Below are 23,476 nucleotides of genomic sequence, written 5' to 3'. Positions count from 1 at the left end.
TGATCGATGCGCGCGACCATGGGATCTGCGGCGCACACCTCGGCGAGCCTGGCGCCTGTCCCCCTCAGCGCGTGCTTCGCCCGGCCGCGTCGCAGGTCGGATCGTGATCGCCACCCCCATTCGGGCGGCGAACTCGAGGGCGGCCGCCGCCGGTCAGCCCGGGATCTTTTCAAGGCAGTAACCCAGGCCGCGGACTGTCGCGATGCGGATCGGCCCCTGCTCGATCTTCTTGCGCAGGCGGTGGATGTAGACCTCGATGGCGTTGTTGCTGACTTCCTCACCCCATTCGCACAGGCGTTCGACCAACTGATCCTTGCTGACCAGTCTTCCGGCCCGCTGCAGCAGCACTTCCAGCAGCGACAGCTCCCGGGCGGAGAGCTCGATCATCTGCTCATGGATGTAGGCCACGCGGCCGGTGGCGTCGAAGGTGAGCGGGCCGTGCTTGATGAGGCTGGAGGCGGTGCCCAGCCCGCGGCGGGTCAGCGCTCGGACGCGGGCTTCCAGTTCCTGCAGCGAGAACGGCTTGGCCATGTAGTCGTCGGCGCCCAGATCCAGTCCCTTGACCCGCTCTTCGATGCTGTCCGCCGCGGTGAGGATGAGCACCGGCAGGGCCGAGCCCCGCGCCCGCAATCGGCGCAGCACTTCCAGTCCATGCATGCGCGGCAGACCGAGATCCAGGATCAGCAGATCGAACTCATGAGAGGCGAGGGCGGCGTCCGCCTCGCTGCCGCTGCCCACCTGGTCCACGGCGCAGCCTGATGCGCGCAGGGTGCGCAGCAATCCATCGGCCAGCACTTGGTCGTCTTCGGCGATCAGGATGCGCATGTCTTGTCCCCTCTTGTTGTGAAGGCATTCTAGGGACGCTCGGCCTCGCACTCGCGGCCGCTGTGTGCCCGAAACCATCGATACGGCGCGCGATCCACGGCCTCTCCGGCTGGCCATGCCGGCTGGCGCCGGGTCGTCTTCCCGGGTTTGGACCCGAGGGTCAGGTCTCGCCGGATGTTGAAAATCTGGCTCATCCTGTGAGCCACCCTCTCCCTACGATGCGTTTCAACGGTCGCGCTCAGCAAGGCGTGGTCGCTGAACCACTGTACAGATATACAGATTGCGCCATAATCCTGCGCAGCCCTACTGGAGAATCTTCATGGACGCCCCCGTCAAATCCGCCAACCCCGAAAAAGCCAAGGCCTTGCAGGCCGCTCTTGCCCAGATCGAAAAGCAATTCGGCAAGGGCTCCATCATGCGCCTGGGCGAAGGCGAGAAGATCGAGGACATCCAGGTGGTCTCCACCGGTTCGCTGGGCCTGGACATCGCATTGGGCGTCGGCGGCCTGCCGCGCGGCCGGGTGGTCGAGATCTACGGTCCGGAATCGTCGGGCAAGACCACGCTGACCTTGCAGGTCATTGCACAGATGCAGAAGCTGCAAGGCGTCTGCGCCTTCATCGATGCCGAACACGCATTGGACGCCCAGTACGCCCAAAAGCTGGGCGTCAACCTGCAAGAGCTGCTGATCAGCCAGCCTGACACCGGTGAACAGGCGCTGGAGATCGTGGATGCGCTGGTGCGCTCCGGCTCGGTGGACCTGATCGTGATCGACTCGGTCGCGGCGCTGACGCCCAAGGCCGAACTCGAAGGCGAAATGGGTGATGCGCTGCCCGGTCTGCAGGCCCGCCTGATGAGCCAGGCGCTGCGCAAGCTGACGGCGACCATCAAGAAGACCAACTGCATGGTGGTCTTCATCAACCAGATCCGGATGAAGATCGGCGTCATGTTCGGTTCCCCCGAAACGACGACCGGCGGCAACGCGCTGAAGTTCTACGCCTCGGTCCGCCTGGACATCCGCCGCATCGGCTCGATCAAGAAGGGCGAAGAAGTCATCGGCTCCGAGACCAAGGTCAAGGTCGTCAAGAACAAGGTGGCGCCTCCATTCAAGACCGCCGAGTTCGACATCCTCTACGGCGAAGGCATCAGCCGCGAGGGCGAGATCATCGACATGGGCGTGGTCAACAAGATCGTCGACAAGGCCGGTGCGTGGTACGCCTACAGCGGCGAGAAGATTGGCCAGGGCAAGGACAACGCGCGGGAGTTCCTGCGTGAGAACCCGGACGTGGCGGTCGAGATCGAGAACAAGATCCGCGAATCGCTGGGCATTCCGCTGTTGGGGGCCTCGGAAGCCGCCAAGGACTGATCGGCCAACTGATCGGCCAACGTGCCCCGGGCGCGAGACGTCTTTCGGTCACGCCAGGATCGCCTTGCAAGCAATGCCGCCCTCTCATGGGCGGCATTTTTTTGAGCTGCCGGGTTAGCGACACTTCCCCCTACCCGAGCCCGGGCCCGAGCCCGAGCCCGAGCCCGATCCGCTGCTTTGAGCTCTGAGCGCCGGACGTGGCGACGGACTGACGCCGTGCCCCCCGACCCCGACATGGACCGTTCTCCGTGATCCCGCAAACAACATGAACTCGGCGAGACAACCGTTGTCTTTGAAGGCGCGAGCCGTGGCCTTGCTGGCGCAGCGCGAGCACAGCGTCGTGGAGCTGCGGCGTAAGCTGCTGCGGATCGCGACATTGAGCGCCAAAGCCCGGGCCCCGATGCAGAGTCCATCGAGCCCCGCCGACCCCGATGCCGACAGCCCGACGCCTGCGGATCGCCGTCGTCGCGCGGCACGCCATGAGGGCGATATCCCCAGCGACGACTGGATGCGCGAGCCGGGCCTGGACGACGCCTCCCTGCCAGAACAGGAGGCGGACGCCGATGTGGCGGCTTCCTTGGTCGACGAGGTGGAGTCGGTCCTGGCTTGGCTCCAGCAGCAGGGTTACCTGGATGAATCTCGCTTCGTGGAGTCTCGGATCCACGCGAGATCCCAGCGCTGGGGTCAGCGACGGATCGAGCAGGAGCTGGGGCAGCACGGCCTGAGCCTGGATGCATCACAGCGCGCACAGCTGGCAGAGGGCGAATGGGCCCGCGCCACAGAATTGCTGCGCCGCAAGTTCGGCGCCTCCCTGTCGCCGGACGGTGGCGTCGATCCCGCGCTGGAGGCGAAACAGATGCGATTTCTTCTGGGGCGTGGGTTCGGCACCGACGTCGCGCGGCGGGCCGTGCGCTGGCTGAAATCCTCGCCCGATTCGTCGTCAGGTCCCGCATCGGACACCGACTGATCGCCTTTCCACGCAGCGCGTGGGGAGGCAGGGCGCGGTGCGACGAGCGGGGCTGTGCGATCACGACGGCCATTCATGCACCGCGGGGCCGCACGGCGTGCGATTTCCGGTTGGATGGCACCCCGATGCTCCCAATGAAGGCACCAACTGGGCGCGTGTCAACCGCAAGGATGGGTTGATGCAACGCAGCATGCTACATTGGCGGCTTCGCACGCGTGCCCGCTGACCTCTGGTCGCGGGCGTGTTTTTGCGTGTTTGCACCGGTCCTATGTCTTCCACCGCCTCCTCTGAGCGCCAACTGCCGCCGCGTCGATTGCTCGACGTGCCCTGCTATTGGCGTGAAGCCGGGCCGTTTGTGGCCGATCTCGACAGCGCCGGGCTCCGGCTGCGTCGAACCCGCCTTCCGAACGGCTCGTGCGCGACCCCATCAGGCTCAGGGCCGGTATCGCCAGCGATCGTGCAAACTCAATACCTTGGCCTGCTCCGCGCCCCCGTGGCGTCGGCCTTCTCTTCCTGATTCATCCATCAAGCGAGACCTCCCTATGAAGATTCACGAGTACCAGGGCAAGGAAATCCTGCGCCAGTTCGGCGTGCCGGTGCCGCGCGGTATTCCCGCGTTCACGGTGCAAGAGGCGGTTGAAGCCGCGCAGAAGCTGGGCGGCCCGGTCTGGGTGGTCAAGGCGCAGATCCACGCCGGCGGCCGCGGCAAGGGCGGCGGCGTGAAGCTGGGCAAGAGCCTGGATGAGGTGAAGAGCCTGTCCGAGCAGATCCTCGGCATGCAGCTGATCACCCACCAGACCGGCCCGGAAGGCCAGAAGGTGCGTCGCCTCTACATCGAAGAAGGCGCCGACATCAAGAAGGAACTCTACGTCTCGCTGGTCACCGACCGCGGCACGCAGAAGGTGGCCTTCATCGCCTCCAGCGAAGGCGGCATGGACATCGAGGAAGTGGCCCACAGCACCCCGGAAAAGATCATCACCGAGATGATCGATCCGCTGACCGGCCTGACCGCCGAGCAGTCGAAGAAGATCGCTGCGGCGATCGGCCTGACCGGCGCTTCGGTGGATCAAGCCGTCGACCTGTTCGCCAAGCTCTACAAGTGCTACATGGACACCGACGCGTCGCTGGTGGAGATCAACCCGCTGAACTGCGATTCCAAGGGCAACCTGATCGCCCTGGACGCGAAGTTCAACTTCGATGCCAACGCGCTGTTCCGTCATCCGGAAATCGTCGCCTACCGCGACCTGGATGAAGAAGACGCGGCCGAGATCGAGGCTTCGAAGTTCGACCTGGCCTACATCTCGCTGGACGGCAACATCGGCTGCCTGGTCAACGGTGCCGGTCTGGCCATGGCCACCATGGACACCATCAAGCTGTTCGGCGGCGAGCCGGCCAACTTCCTGGACGTGGGCGGCGGCGCCACCGCCGAGAAGGTCACCGAAGCCTTCAAGATCATGCTGAAGAACCCCGAGGTGAAGGGCATCCTCGTGAACATCTTCGGCGGCATCATGAAGTGCGACACCATCGCCGAAGGCGTGATCACCGCCTGCAAGGCCGTGAACCTGTCCGTGCCGCTGGTCGTCCGCATGAAGGGCACCAACGAAGAACTGGGCAAGAAGATGCTGGCCGAGTCCGGCCTGCCCATCATCGCCGCCGACACCATGGCCGAAGCCGCGACGAAGATCGTCGCCGCCGTCAAGTAAGCCGCAGACCCAGCCAAGGAATTCGACATGAGCATCTACATCAACAAGGACACCAAGGTCATCACCCAGGGCATCACGGGCAAGACCGGTCAGTTCCACACCCTCGGCTGCCAGGCTTATGCCAATGGCAAGAATGCGTTCGTCGCCGGCGTGAACCCCAAGAAAGCGGGCGAGAAGTTCTCCGAGATCCCCATCTACGCCACGGTGAAGGAAGCCGCGTCGCAGACCGGCGCGACCGTGTCGGTGATCTACGTGCCGCCCGCCGGCGCTGCCGCCGCGATCTGGGAAGCCGTCGAGGCCGACCTGGATCTGGCGATCTGCATCACCGAAGGCATCCCCGTCCGGGACATGCTGGAAGTGCGCAACAAGATGAAGGCCAAGGAAGCGGCCGGCGGCAAGAAGACGCTGCTGCTGGGCCCGAACTGCCCCGGCCTGATCACGCCCGACGAGATCAAGATCGGCATCATGCCCGGTCACATCCATCGCAAGGGCCGCATCGGCGTCGTGTCGCGCTCCGGCACGCTGACCTATGAAGCGGTGGCTCAGCTGACCGAAATCGGTCTGGGCCAATCGTCGGCTGTCGGCATCGGCGGTGATCCGATCAACGGTCTGAAGCACATCGACGTGATGAAGGCCTTCAACGACGATCCGGACACCGATGCGGTGATCATGATCGGCGAGATCGGTGGTCCTGACGAGGCGGAAGCCGCCCGTTGGTGCAAGGCCAACATGAAGAAGCCGATCGTGGGCTTCATCGCGGGCGTGACCGCACCTCCCGGAAAGCGCATGGGCCACGCCGGCGCGCTGATCTCCGGCGGTGCCGACACGGCCGATGCCAAGCTCGCCATCATGGAAGAGTGCGGCTTCACCGTCACCCGCAACCCGTCCGAAATGGGCAAGCTGCTCAAAGCCCTGCTGTAAGTCGCAGGAAAAACGAGCAAGGGCCTCTCATGCGTAGTTCCACGCATCGAGGCCCCCCGGGGGGCGCGCTGACAATCCACCAGCCTCCACCGAACGAATCAGGAGGGGCCTCGGGCCCCTCCTGTCGTTTCATCTCCCCAACGCTATAGACTGGCGCGCACTTGTTGTCGCGACCAGCAGGTCATCCTCATGGACATGTTCACCAGCCCCGAGTTCTGGCTTGCCGTCGGCCAGATCATCCTGATCGACATCCTGCTGGGTGGCGACAATGCCGTCGTCATCGCGCTCGCCTGCCGCAAGCTGCCGCCAGCAATGCGCACACGCGGCATCATGTGGGGCACCGCCGGCGCGATCGTGCTGCGGGTCGTGCTGATCTTCTTCGCCCTGACGCTGCTCAAGCTCCCGTTCCTCAAGCTGGTCGGCGGTTTGCTGCTGCTGTGGATCGGCATCAAGTTGCTGATGCCCGAGGACGATGACGAGCACGCCAACATCCAGGCCAGCGACAAGCTCTGGGCGGCGGTCAAGACCGTCATCGTGGCCGACTTCGTGATGAGCCTGGACAACGTGATCGCCATCGCGGGCGCCGCCGAAGGTGCGGGCAGTGCGCATCAGATGCCGCTGGTGATCTTCGGCCTGCTGGTGTCGATCCCCATCATCGTCTGGGGCAGCCAGCTCGTCATCAAGTTGATGGACAAGTTTCCGATGGTCATCACCCTCGGTGCCATGCTGCTGGGCTGGATCGCCGGCACGATGATCGTGGGCGACCCCGCGCTGAACAGCTGGGTGCCGATGCAGCCTGGCGAGAAGCCCGGCTCGTCCGAGGTCCTTCCGCAGCTCTATTACGCCATGGGCGTGGGTGGCGCGCTGTTTGTGTTGATCGTGGGCAAGGTGCTGGCCGCACGTCGTCCCGCGCAAGCCTGAAGGAAGGCCTGCCATGTCATGAGCGCCGCCGGCTTCCTGAAGCGACTGCTGGGTCGGGGCGCGTCCGTACCGGACGAGGCGGGTGCCGTGCCGCCCAGCTCCCATCAGCCCTCCACGCTGCCCCTGCCCAAGCTTGCGGGTGCCAAGCTCGACAGCTATGAGATGGGCGAGGAGATCGGCCGGGGGGCGATGGCGGTGGTCAACCGTGCGGTGGAGCGCCGCACGGGCCGGCAGGTGGCGATCAAGCGCCTGTCCCTGCAGCGCGAGTTCGCGCCCGAGGACCTGCTGGATGTCCGCGACCGCTTCATGCGCGAGGCCAGCGCCGCGCAGCATCTGGAGCATCCCGACATCCTGCGGGTGATCGACGCCGGCGAGAGCGGCGGCGACACCTGGATCGCGATGGAGTTCGTCGAAGGCCATGACCTGAGCCATCACACCCGCAGCGGCCAGTTGCTTCCTTTGAGGGAGGTGCTGTTGCTGGTGGCGCGGCTGGCCCGGGCGCTGAACTATGCGCACGGCCATGGCGTGGTGCATCGGGACATCAAACCCGCCAACGTGATGGTGGAACGGCCCACCGGCCGGGTGAAGATCATGGACTTCGGCATTGCCCGTGTTGCCGATGGCAGCCGAACCCGGACCGGGCTGGTGCTGGGCACGCCGTCCTACATGTCGCCCGAGCAACTGGCCGGATTGAAAGTGGACGGGCGCAGCGATCTTTATTCGCTCGGCGCCATGCTGTTCCAGCTGCTGACCGGACATTTGCCACACCAATCCGATTCCATGGCCACGCTGATGCACCAGATCGCGAATCAGGTGCCGCCGGATGTCCGACAATTCCGTGCGGAACTGCCCGAATCGCTGGCCCTGGTCCTGGCGCTGTGCCTGGAGAAGCGTCCTGAGCTACGCTACCAGTCTGGTGAAGCCTTGGCGCAGGACCTGGAAGCGGTTCTCGCCGAGTTGCCTGTGTCGTTATCCAATAGCACAGGTGGCACAACCCCCCCGACAGCGGGGCAGGCTTTCGAGCAAACTTTACGCATGCACACTGGAGACGCGGTGCACAATCAGCCTCCCCCAGCCGATCCCGCCAGCAAGACATGACCCTGGAGTTCTTCAGCGCCACCGACACCGGGCGTGTGCGCGACAACAATGAAGACTCGGTGGCACTGGAGCCAGGTGTCGGATTGGCGGTGCTCGCAGACGGCATGGGTGGCTACAACGCGGGCGAGGTGGCCAGCCAGATGCTGACCTCCTTCATCAAGTCGGAACTGGGCCGTTGGCTGGCGGAGTCCGGTCAGCATGCGTCGGATTCCGATGTGCGCCGGGCGATGGACATCTGCGTGGACAACGCCAATCGGGCGATCTTCAACGCGGCCAATACCAATCCCCGCTATGCCGGCATGGGCACGACCCTGGTGCTGGCGGTCTTCCGCGAGCAAAGTGTGCTGATGGGCCATGTGGGCGATTCGCGGGGCTACCGGCTGCGTGAGGGCCAACTGACCCAGCTCACGCGAGACCATTCGTTACTGCAGGAGCAGATCGATGCTGGTCTGCTTACGCCTGAGGAAGCGGCGTTTTCCAGCAACAAGAATCTGGTGACCCGTGCTGTTGGCGTCGAAGACACCGTGATGCTGGAAGTCCATCAACATCAGCTGCAGCCGGGTGATCAGATCCTGTTGTGCAGCGATGGGCTGTCGGACATGGTGGACGATGCCGCCATGGCACAAGTGCTCCAGGCGCATGCCGATCTGCCGGAAGCGGCACAGGCGCTGGTGGACGCCGCCAACGACATGGGTGGCAAGGATAATATTGCGATCGTTCTGGTTCGCGCGGAGAGCCGCACCAAGCCTTGGGCCTGGTGGCCATTCAGTCGGAATACCGGGCGTCGCTGAGTCGGCCCCCTACAACTAAAGACAGGACTAGAGGTCAAGCATGGGCAAGCTGGTGGTTTCGCTCGACGGCGTGGTGATCAAGGAAGTGCAGGTCACCAAGGACAAGACCACGCTCGGTCGGCGTCCCTACAACGACATCGTGATCGACAACCTGGCCGTCAGCGGCGAGCACGCGGTCATGCAGATGGTCGGCGCAGATGTCTTCATCGAAGACCTGAACTCCACCAACGGCACCTACATCAACGGCAAGGCGATCAAGAAGCAGCTGCTGTCGCATGGTGACGTGATCGAGGTCGGCAAGTACAAGATCAAGTACCTGGTCGAAGACAACGCTGACTATGAAAAAACCATGATCCTGCGCCCCGGCGCCGGTGGCGGTGGGGCGCCGACCAGCGGCTTCGGTCTGCCGTCGTCCTTTGGCGGCCTGGGCCCGGCGCCGGCAAGTGCCAATCCGGCGGCGATCAAGGTGCTGAACGGCCCGGCCGCAGGCCGGGAAGTCATGCTGAGCAAGGTGGTCACCACGGTGGGCAAGCCCGGCGTGCAGGTGGCCTCGATCACCAAGCGGCCGAGCGGCTATGTGTTCGCGCACGTCGAAGGCAGCGTGCGTCCTGTGGTCAATGGCGCGCCGCTCACGGCCGAATCGGTGCCGCTGAAGAACGGCGACGTCATCGAACTGGCCGGCACGCAGATGCAGTTCGTGCAGGTCTGAACCTCGTTCATCGGGCCGAGGGCGGTGGATACCGCCTCGGTACCGGTGTCAGGCGATCACCTACAACTGTCAGCAGATGTCTGACCCCGTGCAGGTTTTCACGGCAATGCGTCGGGTCTGGTATCCAGATGGAAAAAAGCGGCTGAATGTTCAAATCAGCGCTTAGCAAGCGGGGTCGCTGGCCCTAAAGTGCCTGCATGAAGATCCGCGTGCTGGGGTGCGCAGGCGCCATGGCGTCTGGCCACCGAACCACTTCCTTTCTGCTGGACGACGATGTGCTCATCGACGCCGGCAGCGGTGTGGGTGAGCTTCCCCTGGACGCGATGGCCCGGGTGGACCGCATCCTGATCACCCATTCCCACCTCGACCATGTGCTGTCGATCGGCCTGTTGGCCGATGCGGTGCAACGGCGCCGTGCACAAGCCGGTCGCCCGCCGATCCAGGTCCATGCGCTGCCCGAGACACTCGATGCGCTGCGCAAACACATCTTCAACGGCGTCATCTGGCCTGATTTCACCCGGTTGCCCAGCGTGGAGCGTCCAGCGTTGACCTTCCATGCCTTTGCAGTCGGCGAGCGCCTGGACCTTGGCCGCGGACGCTGCATCGAGGTGCTGAGCGCGGCCCACACGGTGCCGGCGGTCGGCTTCGCACTGGATGGCGGGGAGGCCGGCTACTGGGTGTTCACCGGAGACACCGGCCCGAATCCGGCGCTCTGGAGGCGGCTTTCCGAGCTGAAGCTGGCTCATTTGGTCATCGAATGCGCGTTCGGCGACGAAGAGTGCGGTCTGGCGGGTCTGAGCAAACATCACTGCCCCCGCACGCTGGGCGCGGAGCTGACTCGGTTGGCGGGCAGCGTCCAGGTCCACATCACCCACATCAAGCCCGGGGAACGGGCAGCAGTGATGGCGGCGGTCGATGCGTTGCGCACCGTGCATCGAGTGTCGGCGCTCGAAAACTTCCAGGAATTCGAGCTCAGCGAGGCCGTCGCTCAGGTCTGACAGGACTGCGGTCGCGGCGCTTGGCCCGCCCGAAATCGATTGAAATGGGACGAGACCGGGCTGCAGCAGGTGCGACCGGCCATGACTGACGTTTTTTGTCGTCACTGCTTGGAATGACAAACTGCGGCAGCCGGGACCGACGCAAAACGTCAGTTTGCGGTCTTACAACAGCACGAATGTGTCCAAATGCACATCAACTTGTGCTGTTTCAGCGTTGGCACGGGCAGTGCAAACAGGAGGAGATCTCCCCTGACTGTCCGAGGCCACCACCATGAAATCTGTCCAACGTGGATTCACGCTGCTTGAGTTGATCGTCGTCGTTGCAGTGATCGGCATCCTGGCGGCGCTCGCGCTGCCGGCCTACTCGGACTACGCGAAGAAGACCAAGGTGTCTGAACTCATGATGGCCCTGTCACAGCCCAAGGCGGCGGTGCTGGAATACATGGACACCATGAACACCTTTCCCACGCCGGAGCAACTGGACCTCGGGCCCGTGTCCAGCAACTACATCGACAGCCGGAGCTATCTCAAGAACAGCGACACGGAGGCGGTGATCGCGGTGGTGGTCAAGGCCGGCAGCATTGCGGAGGATCTGGATGGGCGGCATCTGATGCTCACGGCCACCGCACCGGCGGCGCCGGCTGGTGTTCGGCCCTCGGTGAGCTGGAAGTGCAGCGGTGACATTCCGGAGAAGTATCTGACTGTTTCCTGCAAGACGCCGGCGACCTGATCCGCACCCAGTTCCCAAGCAAAACGCCCCGCTCATGCGGGGCGTTTTGCGTTCTGGCGAGGGGGCTGCCATGCCAGGTGAGGGACGCGGCGCGCCGGGGCTGACAAATCTTGTCCAGCCTCCTTTGACTGACAAACTTTGGCAGGTCGCCTGACAAAAAACGTCACTTGAAGTGGCAGAAAACGGGGCAGGTCGTGATCTAGGTCACAAATCAATCCCTAAAACGCCCTTTGGGGGGCTGGCACGACCCCTGCGTTCATGGGGAGTGTCTCTACCCTGAACCCCTCTTCTCTCTCTCTAGGAGTTTTTCATGAAGCGTTCCATCCAAAAAGGTTTCACCCTGATCGAACTGATGATCGTCGTGGCGATCATCGGTATTCTGGCTGCCGTGGCTCTGCCGGCGTACTCCGACTACATGAAGAAGTCGAAGGTTACTGAAGTGGTTTTGGCTCTGACCGCCTTCAAGAACCCGATTCAAGAGTACGCCACCACGATGAATGCCTTGCCGACTGCGGACCAACTGGGCTTGGCAACCCCTACTGCTGTGAACAGCAAGTACGTCACCCAAATCGCCTACGTGAAGTCTGGTGATGTCGTGGGCTCCACCGCTACGCTGACCGCAACTGCCCGCGCCATTGGCACGGAAGTTGACGGCGCCACGCTGACGCTGGTCGGCACCCTTCGCGATACCGGTGCGCTGGCATGGGAATGCGGTACTGGTGCTACGATCCCCAACAAGTACCTGAGCGCGTCCTGCAAGCGTACGTAATCAGAGTAGTTTGAAGTTTGGATTAAAAGGAGTCCTTAGGGACTCCTTTTTTCGTTCTGTGAAAGCAAATGCCGTACTTGACTTGCATAGTCGCCGTGGCAATATGGCTGATTCCTGTCTTGCATTCTGTAATGCCGGGCTACTGGTCTGCGCATGACTTTTCGCGACTTTCGCAACTGGTGTTGTTAACTGCAGCGGTGCCATTCTGCCTTCAGTCGGCATCTATCCGATACCCGAATCAAGTCGTCGATCGGGTGGGCTTTGCGGCGTTCTCGATGTGTGTGATGACGTCGGTGGGAATGTCGTACATTCCTGCCATCGCGATCCGCGAAGTTATTTTGTTTGCTGCACTGTTTACGTTGTCTTGTGCGATGGCGCGCGAGATGGCCCGCGTTGGTTGTGAACGCCCCCTGCAGATTATGGCGTTGGGGACACTGATCTATGGCCTCCACGTAGTCGGTATGGCAATCGTAGTTCTCGCGAATGGACAGCCGATTGCAGGATGGGAGCTATTGACGGGTTTTGATAATCCAAGGTTTCTCAACCACGCCCAGACGATTGCAATTCCACTAGCCGCAGCCGTCTCGCTTCAGCCGAACACAAGGCGGCTCATGCGCACCATCGCCTTGGGTGCAACGTTCCTGAGTGGCGCGCTTCTGTTTATCTGTCAGGGCCGAGCGACCATCGTTGCTATCGCCGTCGGCATTTGTGTTGTGATCGCCTTATTTCGAGGTACTGCGGTGCGGCGATACGCTGTCGCATTGAGCGTTCCTCTTCTGCTAGGAGGGCTAAGCATGGCCCTACTTTTTCAGTTTGCGCCAGAGACTGTTGGGGGGGTTGGCAGCGACGGATTCACGAAGGTTCACTCGAGAGACTTCCTGATCCTTCGGGCCATGGATATTGCTATAGATTCCCCTTGGTTCGGCGTCGGTCCGATGCACTACGCTCATGCTTACAACGGCAAGGCGTCCCATCCTCATAATTTCTACATACAACTGCTCGCCGAGGTCGGTATCCCAGCCACGCTGATCTCGGCAGTCTTGGTCGCACGATGGATGCGTCGCTGTTATCGCACCCTAAGGCGTGTCTCAGGTGATCTGCAGCCGCTGGCCGCTGGCGTATGGACAGCTTTCACCGCAGTTCTGGTCGATGGCCTTTTCTCAGGCAACTTCGTGATGCCCATTTCTCAACTCTGGATAGCCGTGTTGCTTGGAATAATAATGGGTATGCTAGGAGGGGGCGCTAACTCCGAGTCGGATCACTCTTTCCCGAGCCCGCGGCTGGCGATTGCTCGCCGTCCTGTTGTGTTGCTAGTATTTGCCGCAACAGGGTGGCTCGCACTACAGGCTTTTAGTGAGGCTGCGGGTGTCGATGCGCCTACGCTGCACGGAGCGTCAGAGGCGTTCAAGACCTACATAGCCCCACGATTTTGGTCACATGGTTGGTTCTAGTACATATCATGAACTGGAAAATTAGACTTCGCGCAGCTGGAGTTCATTTAATTTCATGTTTGACGGTGGCGGCCCTTGCCGCTGCGGTCGTATTTTTAGTTTGGTATCCCTGGCCCTATCAGGTGGTGTCGGGTGGGCAGGATTTGTTCATCTTGCTAGTCACGGTCGACATTATCATGGGACCGCTGATCACGTTGGCAATATTCAATATAAACAAGCCAAAGGCGGAGCTTAGACGAGATTTGGCAATCATTGTCGTGCTTCAGTTGGCCGCGCTGATTTTCGGCCTCCACACTGTCTACGCTGTTCGCCCAGCCGTACTTGCGTTAGAGATCGATCGGTTTCGCGTATCGACAGCGATCGACATCGCGAATAGCGAATTGGATCTGGCGCCGGATGAGTTCAAGACCTTATCGATTACAGGCCCCCGATTGGTTGATACTCGTGCGCCGAAAGACGAGGAGAGATACAATGCAATCGTGCTTGGTATGAACGGCGTGGACCTCGGGTCTCGACCGAGCTTCTGGAAAAACTGGGACGAATCGTCCCGCCAGCGCACGCTAAAGTTCGGCAAACCCCTCACCGACTGGCTCTCCCAGCACCCCAGCGACCTGGACAAGCTCCAGCCCGCCATCGAGCGCACCGGCCGCCCGGCTTCCCAGTTGCTCTACCTCCCGATGCTGGCCCGTCGCACCGACTGGTCCGTCCTCGTCGACAAGACCACCGGTGACCCCGTCGGCTTCGCGCCGATCGACGCCCCGTAGCGCGACGCACTTCGCTGTGCGCGGGACCGCCCCGCGCCAGCGATTAGAGTTCCGCCCTGTTCGCCCGGTCTGCTCGACCGGCCCCCAGGCTCCCAGGACCGTTCATGACGCTCGCCGCGACGACGCCTTCTCCCGCCCCACACCACCAGCCGCTGACCCTCATCGGGCTGCTGGTCGGCGTCACGCTGGCGCCGCTGCTGGCGTTCAACCAGACGCCCTCGGCCACGCTCTACAACCAATTGCTGGCCTTCGCCGGTTTCGGGCTGCTCGCCGTCGGGCTGGCTTGGGGCGCCTCGTTGCGCCGTGGCTGGCGCCTGGATGGCGTCACGCTCGGACTGCTGATCATGTTGGCGGCCGCACTGACCGCACCGTCGCTGAACGGCCTGCCTTGGTCGATGGCATTGACCAGCGCGGCAATGCTGCTCGGTGCGGCCTTCGTCATCCAGATCGGCCGCTCGGTGCGGGCTGACCAGCGAGAAGACGTGCTGACCCTGTTCTGCCTCGCACTCGTGGGCGCTGGCCTGCTGAGCGTCATCGTCTGCTTCGTCCAATTCTTCGTTCCGACCTGGGCCGACGGCAACGTCATCGCCCGCACCGGCCTGGCCGGGCGTGCCGTCGGCAACATGCGCCAGCCCAATCACCTCGCCAGTCTGCTGATGTGGGCCTGCGTGGCGGCGGTGTGGCTGGCTCAAGGCGGCTGGCTGACGCGTCAACTGGGATCGGCCCTGCGCGGCAGCGTCGCGCTGGGCGTGCTGCTCTTCCTGTTTGTCTTGTGCGTCCTGTTCAGCGCCTCCCGCACCGGCACCATCGGCGTCATCTTGCTGGCGGTGTGGGGTGTGGTGGATGGTCCGTTGCGCGTGTCCTCCAGCCGTGTGGTCAACACGACGCTGGGACGCCTGCGCCTGGGCGTGCGCATCGCACTGATGCTGACGCCGCTCATGTGGGGCCTGTGCTGGTTGCTGGTCGCCTGGTGGACTCATGCCAGCGGTCACGCTTTTGGGGCCGAAGCCCGACTGAACGAGGGCGCAGGCTCACCGACCCGCTTGGCCATCCTGAGCAACGCCTGGTCGCTGCTCCAGCGCTATCCGTGGACCGGCAGCGGCTGGGGCGACTTCAACCTCGCCTGGACGATGACGCCCTTCCCGGAGCGCCCGGTGGCCTTCTTCGACCACACCCACAACCTGCTCATGCAGGTGTTGGTGGAACTGGGCTTCGTGGTGGGCGGGGTGGTGCTGCTCGCCTTGCTGATCGGCGTGGCGACCGCGGCGATCCGTGCCTGGCGAGCGCCCGGTGCGGCGGGCCATTGCGCCTTCATGGTCGTGGCCATGATCGGCCTGCACAGCATGTTCGAGTACCCGCTGTGGTACGCCTATTTCCTGCTGCCCGCGGCCTTCGCGCTGGGTTTGTGCCTGCCCCGCTCAACGTCTGAGGACGATCCCGCACCGAGCATCACGCCCATCCGGCGATGGGTCCCGCTGGTGCTGGGCGCGGTTATGACTGCGCTGGTGCCGCTGACCGTGCTGGACTATCTCCGCATCGTCCACATCTACGCCCCGCCTGCGGATGCAGCGTCGCTGGATGAGCGGATCGTGGTGGGCCAGGGCTCGCCGCTGTTCGACCTGCAGGCCGATTACGCCGCCGCCACGGTGCTGCCACCGGGGGCGGATGCCTTGGGCGCCGCGCAGCGCACCGGTCATCACCTGATCGATGTCCGGCTGATGATGGCGTGGGCCAAATCACTGAATGCCGTCGGCGAGACCGACAAAGCACGCTATCTGGTCCAGCGGCTCAAGGAGTTCCGCAACGCCGCCGCCGAGGACTGGCTGGGCGAATGCGCGGCGCTGTCGGACGTGGGCGACAAGCTGCGCCCATTCCAGTGCGATGCGCCCACGCGCGAGTACGACTTCCGTGAGATGCGCGACGCCGGACCGAAACCCTGAGCCCCGAGGCTGAGCCCGGGAGGTGTTGACGGCGAGCGCGTCGTTTTTTTCACCCTGCCTGGCTGCACGCACCGGCGATGGCAACCGTCACGGCGGCCGACGTCCGTCAGATCTCCGCGACCCAGGCCCCGGATTTGCCGCCCTGCTTCTCGAGCACGCGAATCTGCTCCATGACCATGCCGCGATCGGCCGCCTTGCACATGTCGTAGATGGTCAGCAGACCGATCTGGACGGCAGTCAGCGCTTCCATTTCCACACCGGTGCGGCCCAGCGTCTCGACCTGCGCGGTGCAGATGACCGCATGGGCGGTTTCGTCGAGTTCGAAATCGACGGCCACCCGGGTGATCGGCAGGGGATGGCACAGGGGGATGAGGTCGGCGGTTCGCTTGGCGCCCTGGATGGCCGCGATGCGGGCCACCCCGAGCACATCGCCCTTCTTGGCGGATCCGCTGCGGATGAGTTCGAAGGTTTCAGGGCGCATGCGGATGCGGCCAGCGGCTCGGGCGACACGGTGCGTGACATCCTTGCCGGCAACGTCCACCATGTGGGCTTGGCCCTCGGCGTCAAAATGGGTCAGTGGCGAGCTCATTGAAGCGGCAACAATCGCGAAACCGGAATGGCGCCATGATAGTTCGTGGTCTTGGAGATCCCTTGAATCGACTGAATTCCACCTCTCCCACCAAACGCGCGCTTGCGCTGCTGTTGAGTGCCGCGCTGCTCGGCCAGAGCGCCCTGGCCCAGGTCAATCTGCCCGCCCTGGGCGACTCGGTCTCGGCCGATGTGAGCATTGGCGCTGAGAAGAAGCTGGGCGATTCGGTGATGCGGCAGATCCGCATCGATCCGGATTACATCGACGACCCGCTGCTGCTGGAGTACCTGCAGAACACCTTCCAGCCCTTGGTCACTGCCGCCCGCAAGCTCGGCAACATCAGCGACGACACCTCCGATCGCTTCGCCTGGGAGCCCTTCCTGGTGCGCGACAAGTCGGTGAACGCCTTCGCCTTGCCGGGCGGCTATATCGGCGTGCATCTGGGCCTGATCGCGATGACCGGCGCCCGGGACGAACTCGCCTCGGTGCTGGGCCACGAGCTCTCGCACGTCACCCAGCGCCACATTGCACGCAGCATCGTCGGCGATTCCCGCAACAGCCTGTTGGCCACCGCCGGCCTGCTGCTGGGCATCCTGGCAGCCGCGCGCAGCCGCAGCGTTGATGTCGCCCAGGCGGCGGTCGTCGGCAGTCAGGCCGCCGCGGCGCAGGCGTCGCTGAACTTCTCTCGCGACATGGAACGCGAGGCCGACCGTGTCGGTTTCCAGGTGATGACCCAGGCCGGTTTTGCCGGCGCCGGCATGGCCAGCATGTTCGAGCGCATGGAGCAGGCCTATCACCTGATGGACTCCGGCGCCTATCCGTACCTGCGCAGCCACCCGCTGACCAGCGAACGCATTGGCGAGGCCCGCGCCCGGCTGGGCACGCAGGGCGAGACCAAACTGATCGGAACCTCCGAACATGTGCTCATGGCCGCCCGCGCACGCGTGCTGATGGACCAGCGTGCTGAGGCTTGGCGCCAGTTGCAGGGCCTGGATGCCGGATCGCGACAAGGGCAGGGCGTCGATCAACTGGCCGCGCGCTACACCAGCGCGTTGGCGTCGATCAAGCTGCGCGACTTCAGCCGGGCGGAGGCCACGCTCAAGACGGCCGATGCACTCGCCGGCATGCTCGGTGCGGATCCGGGCGCGCGGCGACTGCTGACTTACCTGCATGCGGAACTGAACCTCGCACGCGGCCAGCCCGCCGCAGGTTTTGCAGCCTTGGAAGCGCTGGGCAATGAGCGCTCACGGCCGCTGCTGATGATCAAGTCCGATCTGGCGCAGGCGGACGGTCGGCCCGAGATCAAGCGCGACGCCGCCGATGCGCTGCAGACGCACCTCAGCCTCAACGGGCATGACGCCCTGGCCTGGCAAGAGATTTCGACGTTGTGGCAGCAGCTCAACCAGCCGCTGCGCTCGGTGCGTGCTCAAGGCGAGGCCCGTGCCGCGCTGGGCGACATCAACGGAGCGATCGACCGGCTTCGTTCAGCGATGCGCCAGGCACGCGGACGCGATACCGATCAGATCGAGGCGTCCGTCATCGATGCACGCCTGCGCAGCCTGCTCTATGAACAGCGGCAGATGCTGGCGGAGATGTACCCGCGCGGGGTGCCGCCCGGGGCGGAGCCTTGAGTGGCCTGCACGGGTCGACGACGCACTGAACGCCTCGTCGCGCCCGCGCGGAAGTTCATTCCGTTTCCGGGAACAGCCGCTCGATGACCACGTCGATCGCCATGCCGCACAGGCTGTAGATCAGCGAGCCGATCAGCGCGGCACCGAAGCCGGTGACCGTCAGCCCGGTGAGCAGCGAAGCCGTGGCCCAGAACAGCAAGGCGTTGATGACGAACAGGAACAGGCCCAGCGTCAGCAAGGTCACCGGCAGCGTCAGCAGCACCAGGATCGGACGCAGCAGCGTGTTGAACAGGCCCAGCACCAGCGCCGCCAGCAGCGCGGTGGTGAAGCTCGTCACCTGCACGCCGGGATAGAGGTGCGCCACGAGCAACAACGCGGCGGCCAGCAGTAACCATCGGATCAGCGTCTTCATGCCCGCAGCATAGCGGGAGTGGGAAACAGATAAAACCGAAGTTAGTGAGATCGATCAATCAGGATAATCCGAAACTTCCGGAAGGGGAGTAGCCGCGCGGCGATGGCCGCGGCAGCGGTCCGTCAGTACGTCGCCGAAAGGCGGCCGGGCCCTGCACCTGGGTGCCACGCGTCTCGCGGCGGTGTCCCAGCCTTGCAAGACCTTTCGAGCGTGACCGCCGTGCGGGACGACTCCATACTGGATCGTCTTCGTGATGGCGTCGTTCAACACAGGCGCGTGGTTCGCGCCTGCCCTTGCAAGGAGCGCATATGAGCACCGTGGTGCCGAGTTGGTTGTGGGCAGTCTTCGTTGGCGTGGTGATCATCGCCTTGATCCTGGACTTCGTCGTGCTGCGCAAGCAGGGCGACCATGATGTTTCGGTCAAGGAGGCGATCAACTGGTCGCTGGTGTGGGTGGCCTTGAGTGTGGGCTTCATGGGCCTGCTGTGGTGGGCGGTGCGCGATGGCACCGGAAGCACCGAACTCGCCAACACCAAGGCGTTGGAGTTCATCACCGGCTATCTCATCGAGAAGTCCCTGGCGGTCGACAACATCTTTGTCTTCCTGATGATCTTCACCTACTTCGCGGTGCCGTCGGCCTACCAGAAGCGGGTGTTGATGCTGGGCATCATCGGCGCCATCGTGCTGCGCACGGTGATGATCCTGGTGGGCGGCTGGCTGATTGCGCAGTTCCACTGGGTGCTCTACCTGTTCGGCGCCTTCTTGCTGATCACCGGTGTGAAGATGTGGTGGGCCGCCGGCCAGGAGCCGGATCTGGAAAGCAATCCCGCGCTGAAGCTGCTGCGCAAGGTGCTGCCGGTCAGCAAGGACTTCCACGGTGAGCGCTTCTTCACCATCGAGAACGGCAAGCGCGTCGCCACGCCGATGTTGCTGGTGATTGCGCTGGTGGGCATGACTGATGTGATCTTCGCGGTCGACTCGATCCCGGCGATCTTCGCCATCACCTCCGACCCGTTCATCGTGCTGAGCTCCAACATCTTCGCGATCCTGGGCCTGCGTGCGATGTACTTCCTGCTCGCGGCCATGGCGTCGAAGTTCCACCTGCTCAGCTATGGCCTGGCCGTGGTGCTGGTGTTCATCGGCGGCAAGATGATGCTGATCGACGTCATCAAGATCCCGGTGCTGCTCTCACTGGGTGTGGTGATCGGCATCCTGGCGCTGACGATGTGGCTGAGCGTGCGCACCGCACCGCGCCTGTCGGAAAGTGCCCAGGAGCCGCCCGCCCTGCGATGAGCCGCTGACCGCACAAGCGGTCATTCCTTTCGAAACCCGCGTGGACACCAGTCCTCGCGGGTTTTTTCATGGGCTTCGGACGGGCGCGATGACCACGACACCCGAGTCGGATTCGTAGCGCGTACACCACGCCGCGCCAAGGGCCCTGCGCAAAACTTTGACATGAACAAATGAGAATGATTAGCATTTGGTGCTTTGGCGGATTCGCTGCACGGCCCACACCGCGTCGAACCCGCCAATCCCGGATTGCCACCGCCAGCCAGACGTGAACAGGGGGGAGCATCGCCACGCAGCGCCCAGCGCTGCCGCCGTCGATGCCGCACGCACGCAGCCAGCCGAGCCCATTGCCAGATGTGCCTCCCGATCGGAGGCGCACCGGACAACCACAAGAGACCCTCGGAGCTTCCATGTCCTCCTACATCAAGAGCCGCAAGCATGCGGTGGCCCCCCTGGCGGCCCTCGCTGCAACCCTGACCCTGCCGATGGCCGCCCAGGCCCAGGCGCCGGCTGACACTACCGTCGCGCAAGCCAACGTCGGCGCAGCCGCCAGCACCTTCCTGCCGACCGTCAAGGTCGACGGCGCCGCCACCTCGGACTACAAGGCCGACAAGAGCGCCTCGTCCAAGCTGACCCAGCCGCTGCTGGAAACGCCCAAGACCATCTCCATCATCAAGAAGGAAGTGCTGCGCGAGCAGGGCGCGGTCTCGCTGATGGACGCGCTGCAAAACACCCCGGGCATCACGATGCAGCTGGGCGAGAACGGCAACACCTCCGCCGGCGACGCCTTCCAGATGCGCGGCTTCTCCGCCAGCAGCTCCACCTTCGTCGACGGCATCCGTGATCTCGGCGCCGTGACCCGTGACGTCTTCAACCTCGAGCAGATCGAAGTGGTGAAGGGTCCCGCCGGCGCGGACACCGGCCGCGGCGCGTCCGCCGGCTACATCAACCTGATCAGCAAGCTGCCGCAGCTCGAAGCCTTCACCGAAGGCACCTTCGTGATCGGCGACGCCAGCCGCAAGCGTGTCTCGGTGGACACCAACCAGAAGGTGATGGACCACACCGCCGTGCGCCTGAATGCGGTCTGGCAGGACAACGGCGTCCCCGGTCGTGACACGGTCAACAAGAAGACCTATGCGGTCGCGCCGTCGGTCGCTTTCGGCCTGGGCACCGGCACCCGGTTCTTCCTGTACTCGCAACATGTGCGCCAGGACAACGTGCCGGACGGCGGCATCCCCGCCATCGGCTGGGGCGGCTACACCGTGGCCCCGACGGTCGCACCGGCCACCGCAGCGGCACTGCTGTCCGCCTCGAAGGTCAACACCAGCAACTTCTACGGCAGCAGCAGCGACCGCGAGAAGGTCAAGGCCGACATGGTCACCGCCAAGCTGGAGATGGACCTGGGCAGCGGCACCACCGTGCGCAACGTGTCGCGCTACGGCCGCACCCACATGGAGCGCACCCTCACCGGCATCATCAACATCTATGCCGCACCGGTCGCCACCGATGCGCAGACGGCGGGCATCGTCACCAGCGATCCCTCGACCTGGAAGATCTCGCGCTCGCGTCAGCGCGTGGACCAGACCAACGACATCCTGGCCAACCAGACCAGCCTGAACACCAGCTTCACCACCGGCGGCATCAAGCATGACCTGTCCACCGGCATCGAGCTGATGTATGAAACCCAGAACTCGCTGGGCTTCGCGTTGGCCACCGGCGTCGTCACGCCTCACGCCAACCTGTACCGTCCGAACGCCGCCGATGTGCTGCCGACGCCGGTCCGCAGCGGCAACGACACCGACGGCAGCACCAGCACCCAGGCCGTCTATCTGCTCGACACCCTCAGCATCACTGAGGCGCTCAAGCTCAACGGCGGCCTGCGCACCGAGCACTACACCATCAAGACCACCAGTGGTCTGCCCTCGGCCACCACGCGCCTGAGCGCCGGCAAATGGATCACCAGCTGGAACGTCGGCGCGGTGTACAAGCTGGCCGACAACGGCACGGTCTACGCCGCCGCCGCCAACTCGCTCACGCCCCCGGGCAGCGCCAACTTCACCCTGGGCGCCACCGGCCAGACGGCAGGCACGGCAGATGCGCAGGAGACCACCAACTACGAACTCGGCACCAAGTGGGACCTGCTGAACAAGCGCCTGAACCTCACGGCCGCGCTCTACCGCAGCGAGAACGACGGCCAGGTCAGCGTGGACCCGGTCACCAACCTCGCGACCCAGGGCGGCAAGACCCGGGTCGAAGGCATCGAGCTGGCCGCCGTCGGTCAGATCACCAACTTCTGGCAGATCACGGCCGGCGTCCAGACCATGGACACCAAGCAGATCAACCAGCGTTCCGCCTCCACCGCCACCAACCCCAACCAGGTGGTGACCGACGGCGTGCGCTGGTCGCCGAAGTGGTCCGCCACCGTCTGGTCGTCCTACCAACTGGGTGATTTCACCTTCGGTGGCGGCGTGCGCCACACGGCGGAACAGAAGCGGGTGATCACGGTCGCGCAGGCGGCGTCCACCGGCCTGCCGCAGTTGCCTGCCTACACCGTCGTCGATCTGATGGGCGCCTACCGCGTCAACAAGAACGTCAACCTGCAGCTCAACGTCACCAACCTGTTCGACAAGGAATACATGTCCTCGCTGAACAACGGTGGCGGCCGACTGGTCCTGGGTGCACCGCGTGCGGTGACGCTGATGGCCAGCATCGGTTTCTGACCGACTTGAGTTAGCGTACGCGCGGCCCGTCCCGTCCTAGCGGGACGGGCGTTTCCGTTGAGACGCCCGATCGTGGCTGCTGTCCCCACCCGGCCCCCACCTGGTTGAAGGGACGGCCTCATCGGTCGCCGGTCGAGACACGATCCAGAAATCCTTCACCGCGACGCTCGCGGATGCGTTCCGATCCCAGGTTGCCCCAACATGCTCCTCCATATTCCCCAAGTGCTCAGCAAGCAGGACGTGCGTGAAATGCGCCGCGTGCTGGACGCTGCCGACTGGACCGATGGTCGCGCCACCGTCGGCGAGCAGGGGGCCAAGGTCAAGCAGAACCGGCAGTTGCCGGTCGACCATCCCGCGGCGCTCGAGATCGGCGCCCACATCCAGCAGGTGCTGGCCCGACATCCGCAATTCATCTCCGCCGCACTGCCGCTGCGCACCCTGGCGCCGCTGTTCAATCGCTACGAGGGCGGCGAGCACTACGGCTTTCATGTCGACGGCGCGATCATGCGTCAGCAGGGCACCCCGCAGCCGCTGCGCAGCGACGTCTCCTCCACCCTCTTCCTGTGCGAGCCCGAGGAATACGACGGCGGTGAGCTGGAAGTCATCGACACCTACGGCGCGCATGAGGTCAAGCTGCCCGCCGGCGACCTGATCGTCTACGCCAGCACCAGCCTGCATCGCGTGCTGCCGGTCACCCGCGGCGCCCGCATCTGTTCCTTCTTCTGGACCCAAAGCATGATCCGGCAGGACTGGCAGCGTTCGATGCTGTTCGAACTCGACCAGACCATCCAGAAGCTGCGTGGCCGTCTGGGCGACGACGCCGAGACCACCGCCCTGACCGGCCACTATCACAACCTGCTACGCCTTTGGGCCGAGACCTGATCC

Annotated in this window: 21 protein-coding genes and 1 pseudogene; 19 read left to right on the top strand and 3 right to left on the bottom strand. The window is 64.0% G+C overall.

Features of this window, described 5'->3' with window-relative positions:
* Positions 1 to 153 precede the first annotated feature (153 nt).
* Positions 154 to 825, bottom strand: a complete 672-nt coding sequence (locus N4261_RS25125; RefSeq protein WP_261757973.1) for a response regulator — start codon at positions 823 to 825, stop codon at positions 154 to 156.
* A gap of 319 nt (positions 826 to 1,144) precedes the next feature.
* On the opposite strand from N4261_RS25125, the gene recA reads away from it, so the two are divergent.
* The 15 genes and pseudogenes from recA (at position 1,145) to N4261_RS25050 (ending at position 15,950) form a co-directional block, all read left to right on the top strand.
* Positions 1,145 to 2,188: a recombinase RecA gene (gene recA, locus N4261_RS25120; protein WP_261757972.1), complete on the top strand. Its 1,044-nt coding sequence runs from the start codon at positions 1,145 to 1,147 to the stop codon at positions 2,186 to 2,188.
* Between the two features lie 265 nt (positions 2,189 to 2,453).
* Positions 2,454 to 2,552: pseudogene (locus N4261_RS26190) on the top strand (recombination regulator RecX); the annotation flags it as partial.
* A gap of 36 nt (positions 2,553 to 2,588) precedes the next feature.
* Positions 2,589 to 3,155 carry a regulatory protein RecX gene (locus tag N4261_RS25115; RefSeq protein ID WP_354005417.1) on the top strand — a complete coding sequence of 189 codons (567 nt, stop codon included), beginning with the start codon at positions 2,589 to 2,591 and terminating at the stop codon, positions 3,153 to 3,155.
* Positions 3,156 to 3,697: 542 nt separating this feature from the next.
* Positions 3,698 to 4,858 carry an ADP-forming succinate--CoA ligase subunit beta gene (gene sucC / locus N4261_RS25110; RefSeq protein ID WP_261757970.1) on the top strand — a complete coding sequence of 387 codons (1,161 nt, stop codon included), beginning with the start codon at positions 3,698 to 3,700 and terminating at the stop codon, positions 4,856 to 4,858.
* A gap of 27 nt (positions 4,859 to 4,885) precedes the next feature.
* Positions 4,886 to 5,779 (top strand): succinate--CoA ligase subunit alpha, encoded by an 894-nt coding sequence (gene sucD, locus N4261_RS25105; protein WP_261757969.1) that lies wholly within the window; start codon positions 4,886 to 4,888, stop codon positions 5,777 to 5,779.
* Positions 5,780 to 5,968: 189 nt separating this feature from the next.
* Complete coding sequence (locus N4261_RS25100) at positions 5,969 to 6,700, top strand: TerC family protein (protein ID WP_261757968.1); 732 nt, start codon at positions 5,969 to 5,971, stop codon at positions 6,698 to 6,700.
* Positions 6,701 to 6,718: 18 nt separating this feature from the next.
* Entirely contained in the window at positions 6,719 to 7,798 is a 1,080-nt protein-coding gene (locus tag N4261_RS25095; protein ID WP_261757967.1) for a serine/threonine-protein kinase, read from the top strand.
* A complete protein-coding gene (locus N4261_RS25090; protein WP_261757966.1) occupies positions 7,795 to 8,589 on the top strand; it encodes a Stp1/IreP family PP2C-type Ser/Thr phosphatase in 795 nt (264 codons plus the stop codon). Before N4261_RS25095 ends, N4261_RS25090 begins: the two co-directional genes overlap by 4 nt.
* A 40-nt stretch (positions 8,590 to 8,629) precedes the next feature.
* On the top strand, positions 8,630 to 9,298 hold the full coding sequence (locus N4261_RS25085) for an FHA domain-containing protein (protein WP_261757965.1): 669 nt from the start codon (positions 8,630 to 8,632) through the stop codon (positions 9,296 to 9,298).
* 197 nt (positions 9,299 to 9,495) lie between these two features.
* On the top strand, positions 9,496 to 10,296 hold the full coding sequence (locus tag N4261_RS25080) for an MBL fold metallo-hydrolase (RefSeq protein ID WP_261757964.1): 801 nt from the start codon (positions 9,496 to 9,498) through the stop codon (positions 10,294 to 10,296).
* Positions 10,297 to 10,567: 271 nt separating this feature from the next.
* Positions 10,568 to 11,026 (top strand): pilin, encoded by a 459-nt coding sequence (locus N4261_RS25075; protein ID WP_261757963.1) that lies wholly within the window; start codon positions 10,568 to 10,570, stop codon positions 11,024 to 11,026.
* A 310-nt stretch (positions 11,027 to 11,336) separates the two neighbouring features.
* On the top strand, positions 11,337 to 11,795 hold the full coding sequence (locus N4261_RS25065; protein WP_290428843.1) for a pilin: 459 nt from the start codon (positions 11,337 to 11,339) through the stop codon (positions 11,793 to 11,795).
* A gap of 68 nt (positions 11,796 to 11,863) precedes the next feature.
* Positions 11,864 to 13,246, top strand: a complete 1,383-nt coding sequence (locus tag N4261_RS25060) for an O-antigen ligase family protein (protein WP_261757962.1) — start codon at positions 11,864 to 11,866, stop codon at positions 13,244 to 13,246.
* An 8-nt stretch (positions 13,247 to 13,254) separates the two neighbouring features.
* Entirely contained in the window at positions 13,255 to 14,010 is a 756-nt protein-coding gene (gene tfpZ / locus N4261_RS25055; RefSeq protein WP_261757961.1) for a TfpX/TfpZ family type IV pilin accessory protein, read from the top strand.
* 104 nt (positions 14,011 to 14,114) lie between these two features.
* Positions 14,115 to 15,950, top strand: a complete 1,836-nt coding sequence (locus N4261_RS25050; RefSeq protein WP_261757960.1) for a PglL family O-oligosaccharyltransferase — start codon at positions 14,115 to 14,117, stop codon at positions 15,948 to 15,950.
* Between the two features lie 106 nt (positions 15,951 to 16,056).
* Here N4261_RS25050 and moaC read toward each other — a convergent pair whose 3' ends face one another.
* A complete protein-coding gene (gene moaC, locus N4261_RS25045; RefSeq protein ID WP_261757959.1) occupies positions 16,057 to 16,539 on the bottom strand; it encodes a cyclic pyranopterin monophosphate synthase MoaC in 483 nt (160 codons plus the stop codon).
* Positions 16,540 to 16,601: 62 nt separating this feature from the next.
* On the opposite strand from moaC, the gene N4261_RS25040 reads away from it, so the two are divergent.
* Complete coding sequence (locus N4261_RS25040; RefSeq protein WP_261757958.1) at positions 16,602 to 18,170, top strand: M48 family metalloprotease; 1,569 nt, start codon at positions 16,602 to 16,604, stop codon at positions 18,168 to 18,170.
* Between the two features lie 55 nt (positions 18,171 to 18,225).
* On the opposite strand, the gene N4261_RS25035 is transcribed toward N4261_RS25040, so the two are convergent.
* Entirely contained in the window at positions 18,226 to 18,582 is a 357-nt protein-coding gene (locus N4261_RS25035) for a phage holin family protein (protein WP_261757957.1), read from the bottom strand.
* Positions 18,583 to 18,890: 308 nt separating this feature from the next.
* Between N4261_RS25035 and N4261_RS25030 the strand changes: the two genes are divergently transcribed.
* The 3 genes from N4261_RS25030 to N4261_RS25020 all read left to right on the top strand — a co-directional run bounded on the left by N4261_RS25030 (position 18,891) and on the right by N4261_RS25020 (position 23,473).
* Complete coding sequence (locus tag N4261_RS25030) at positions 18,891 to 19,874, top strand: TerC family protein (protein WP_261757956.1); 984 nt, start codon at positions 18,891 to 18,893, stop codon at positions 19,872 to 19,874.
* 407 nt (positions 19,875 to 20,281) lie between these two features.
* Positions 20,282 to 22,591, top strand: a complete 2,310-nt coding sequence (locus N4261_RS25025; protein ID WP_261757955.1) for a TonB-dependent siderophore receptor — start codon at positions 20,282 to 20,284, stop codon at positions 22,589 to 22,591.
* 201 nt (positions 22,592 to 22,792) lie between these two features.
* Positions 22,793 to 23,473 (top strand): Fe2+-dependent dioxygenase, encoded by a 681-nt coding sequence (locus N4261_RS25020; RefSeq protein ID WP_261757954.1) that lies wholly within the window; start codon positions 22,793 to 22,795, stop codon positions 23,471 to 23,473.
* The last annotated feature ends 3 nt before the right edge of the window (positions 23,474 to 23,476 follow it).

It is taken from the genome of Roseateles amylovorans (assembly GCF_025398155.2).
In the GTDB taxonomy this organism is placed as follows: Bacteria; Pseudomonadota; Gammaproteobacteria; order Burkholderiales; family Burkholderiaceae_C; genus Roseateles; species Roseateles amylovorans.
The sequence above is the reverse complement of the archived record's forward strand: the minus strand, read 5'-3'. Positions and strand labels throughout refer to the sequence as shown.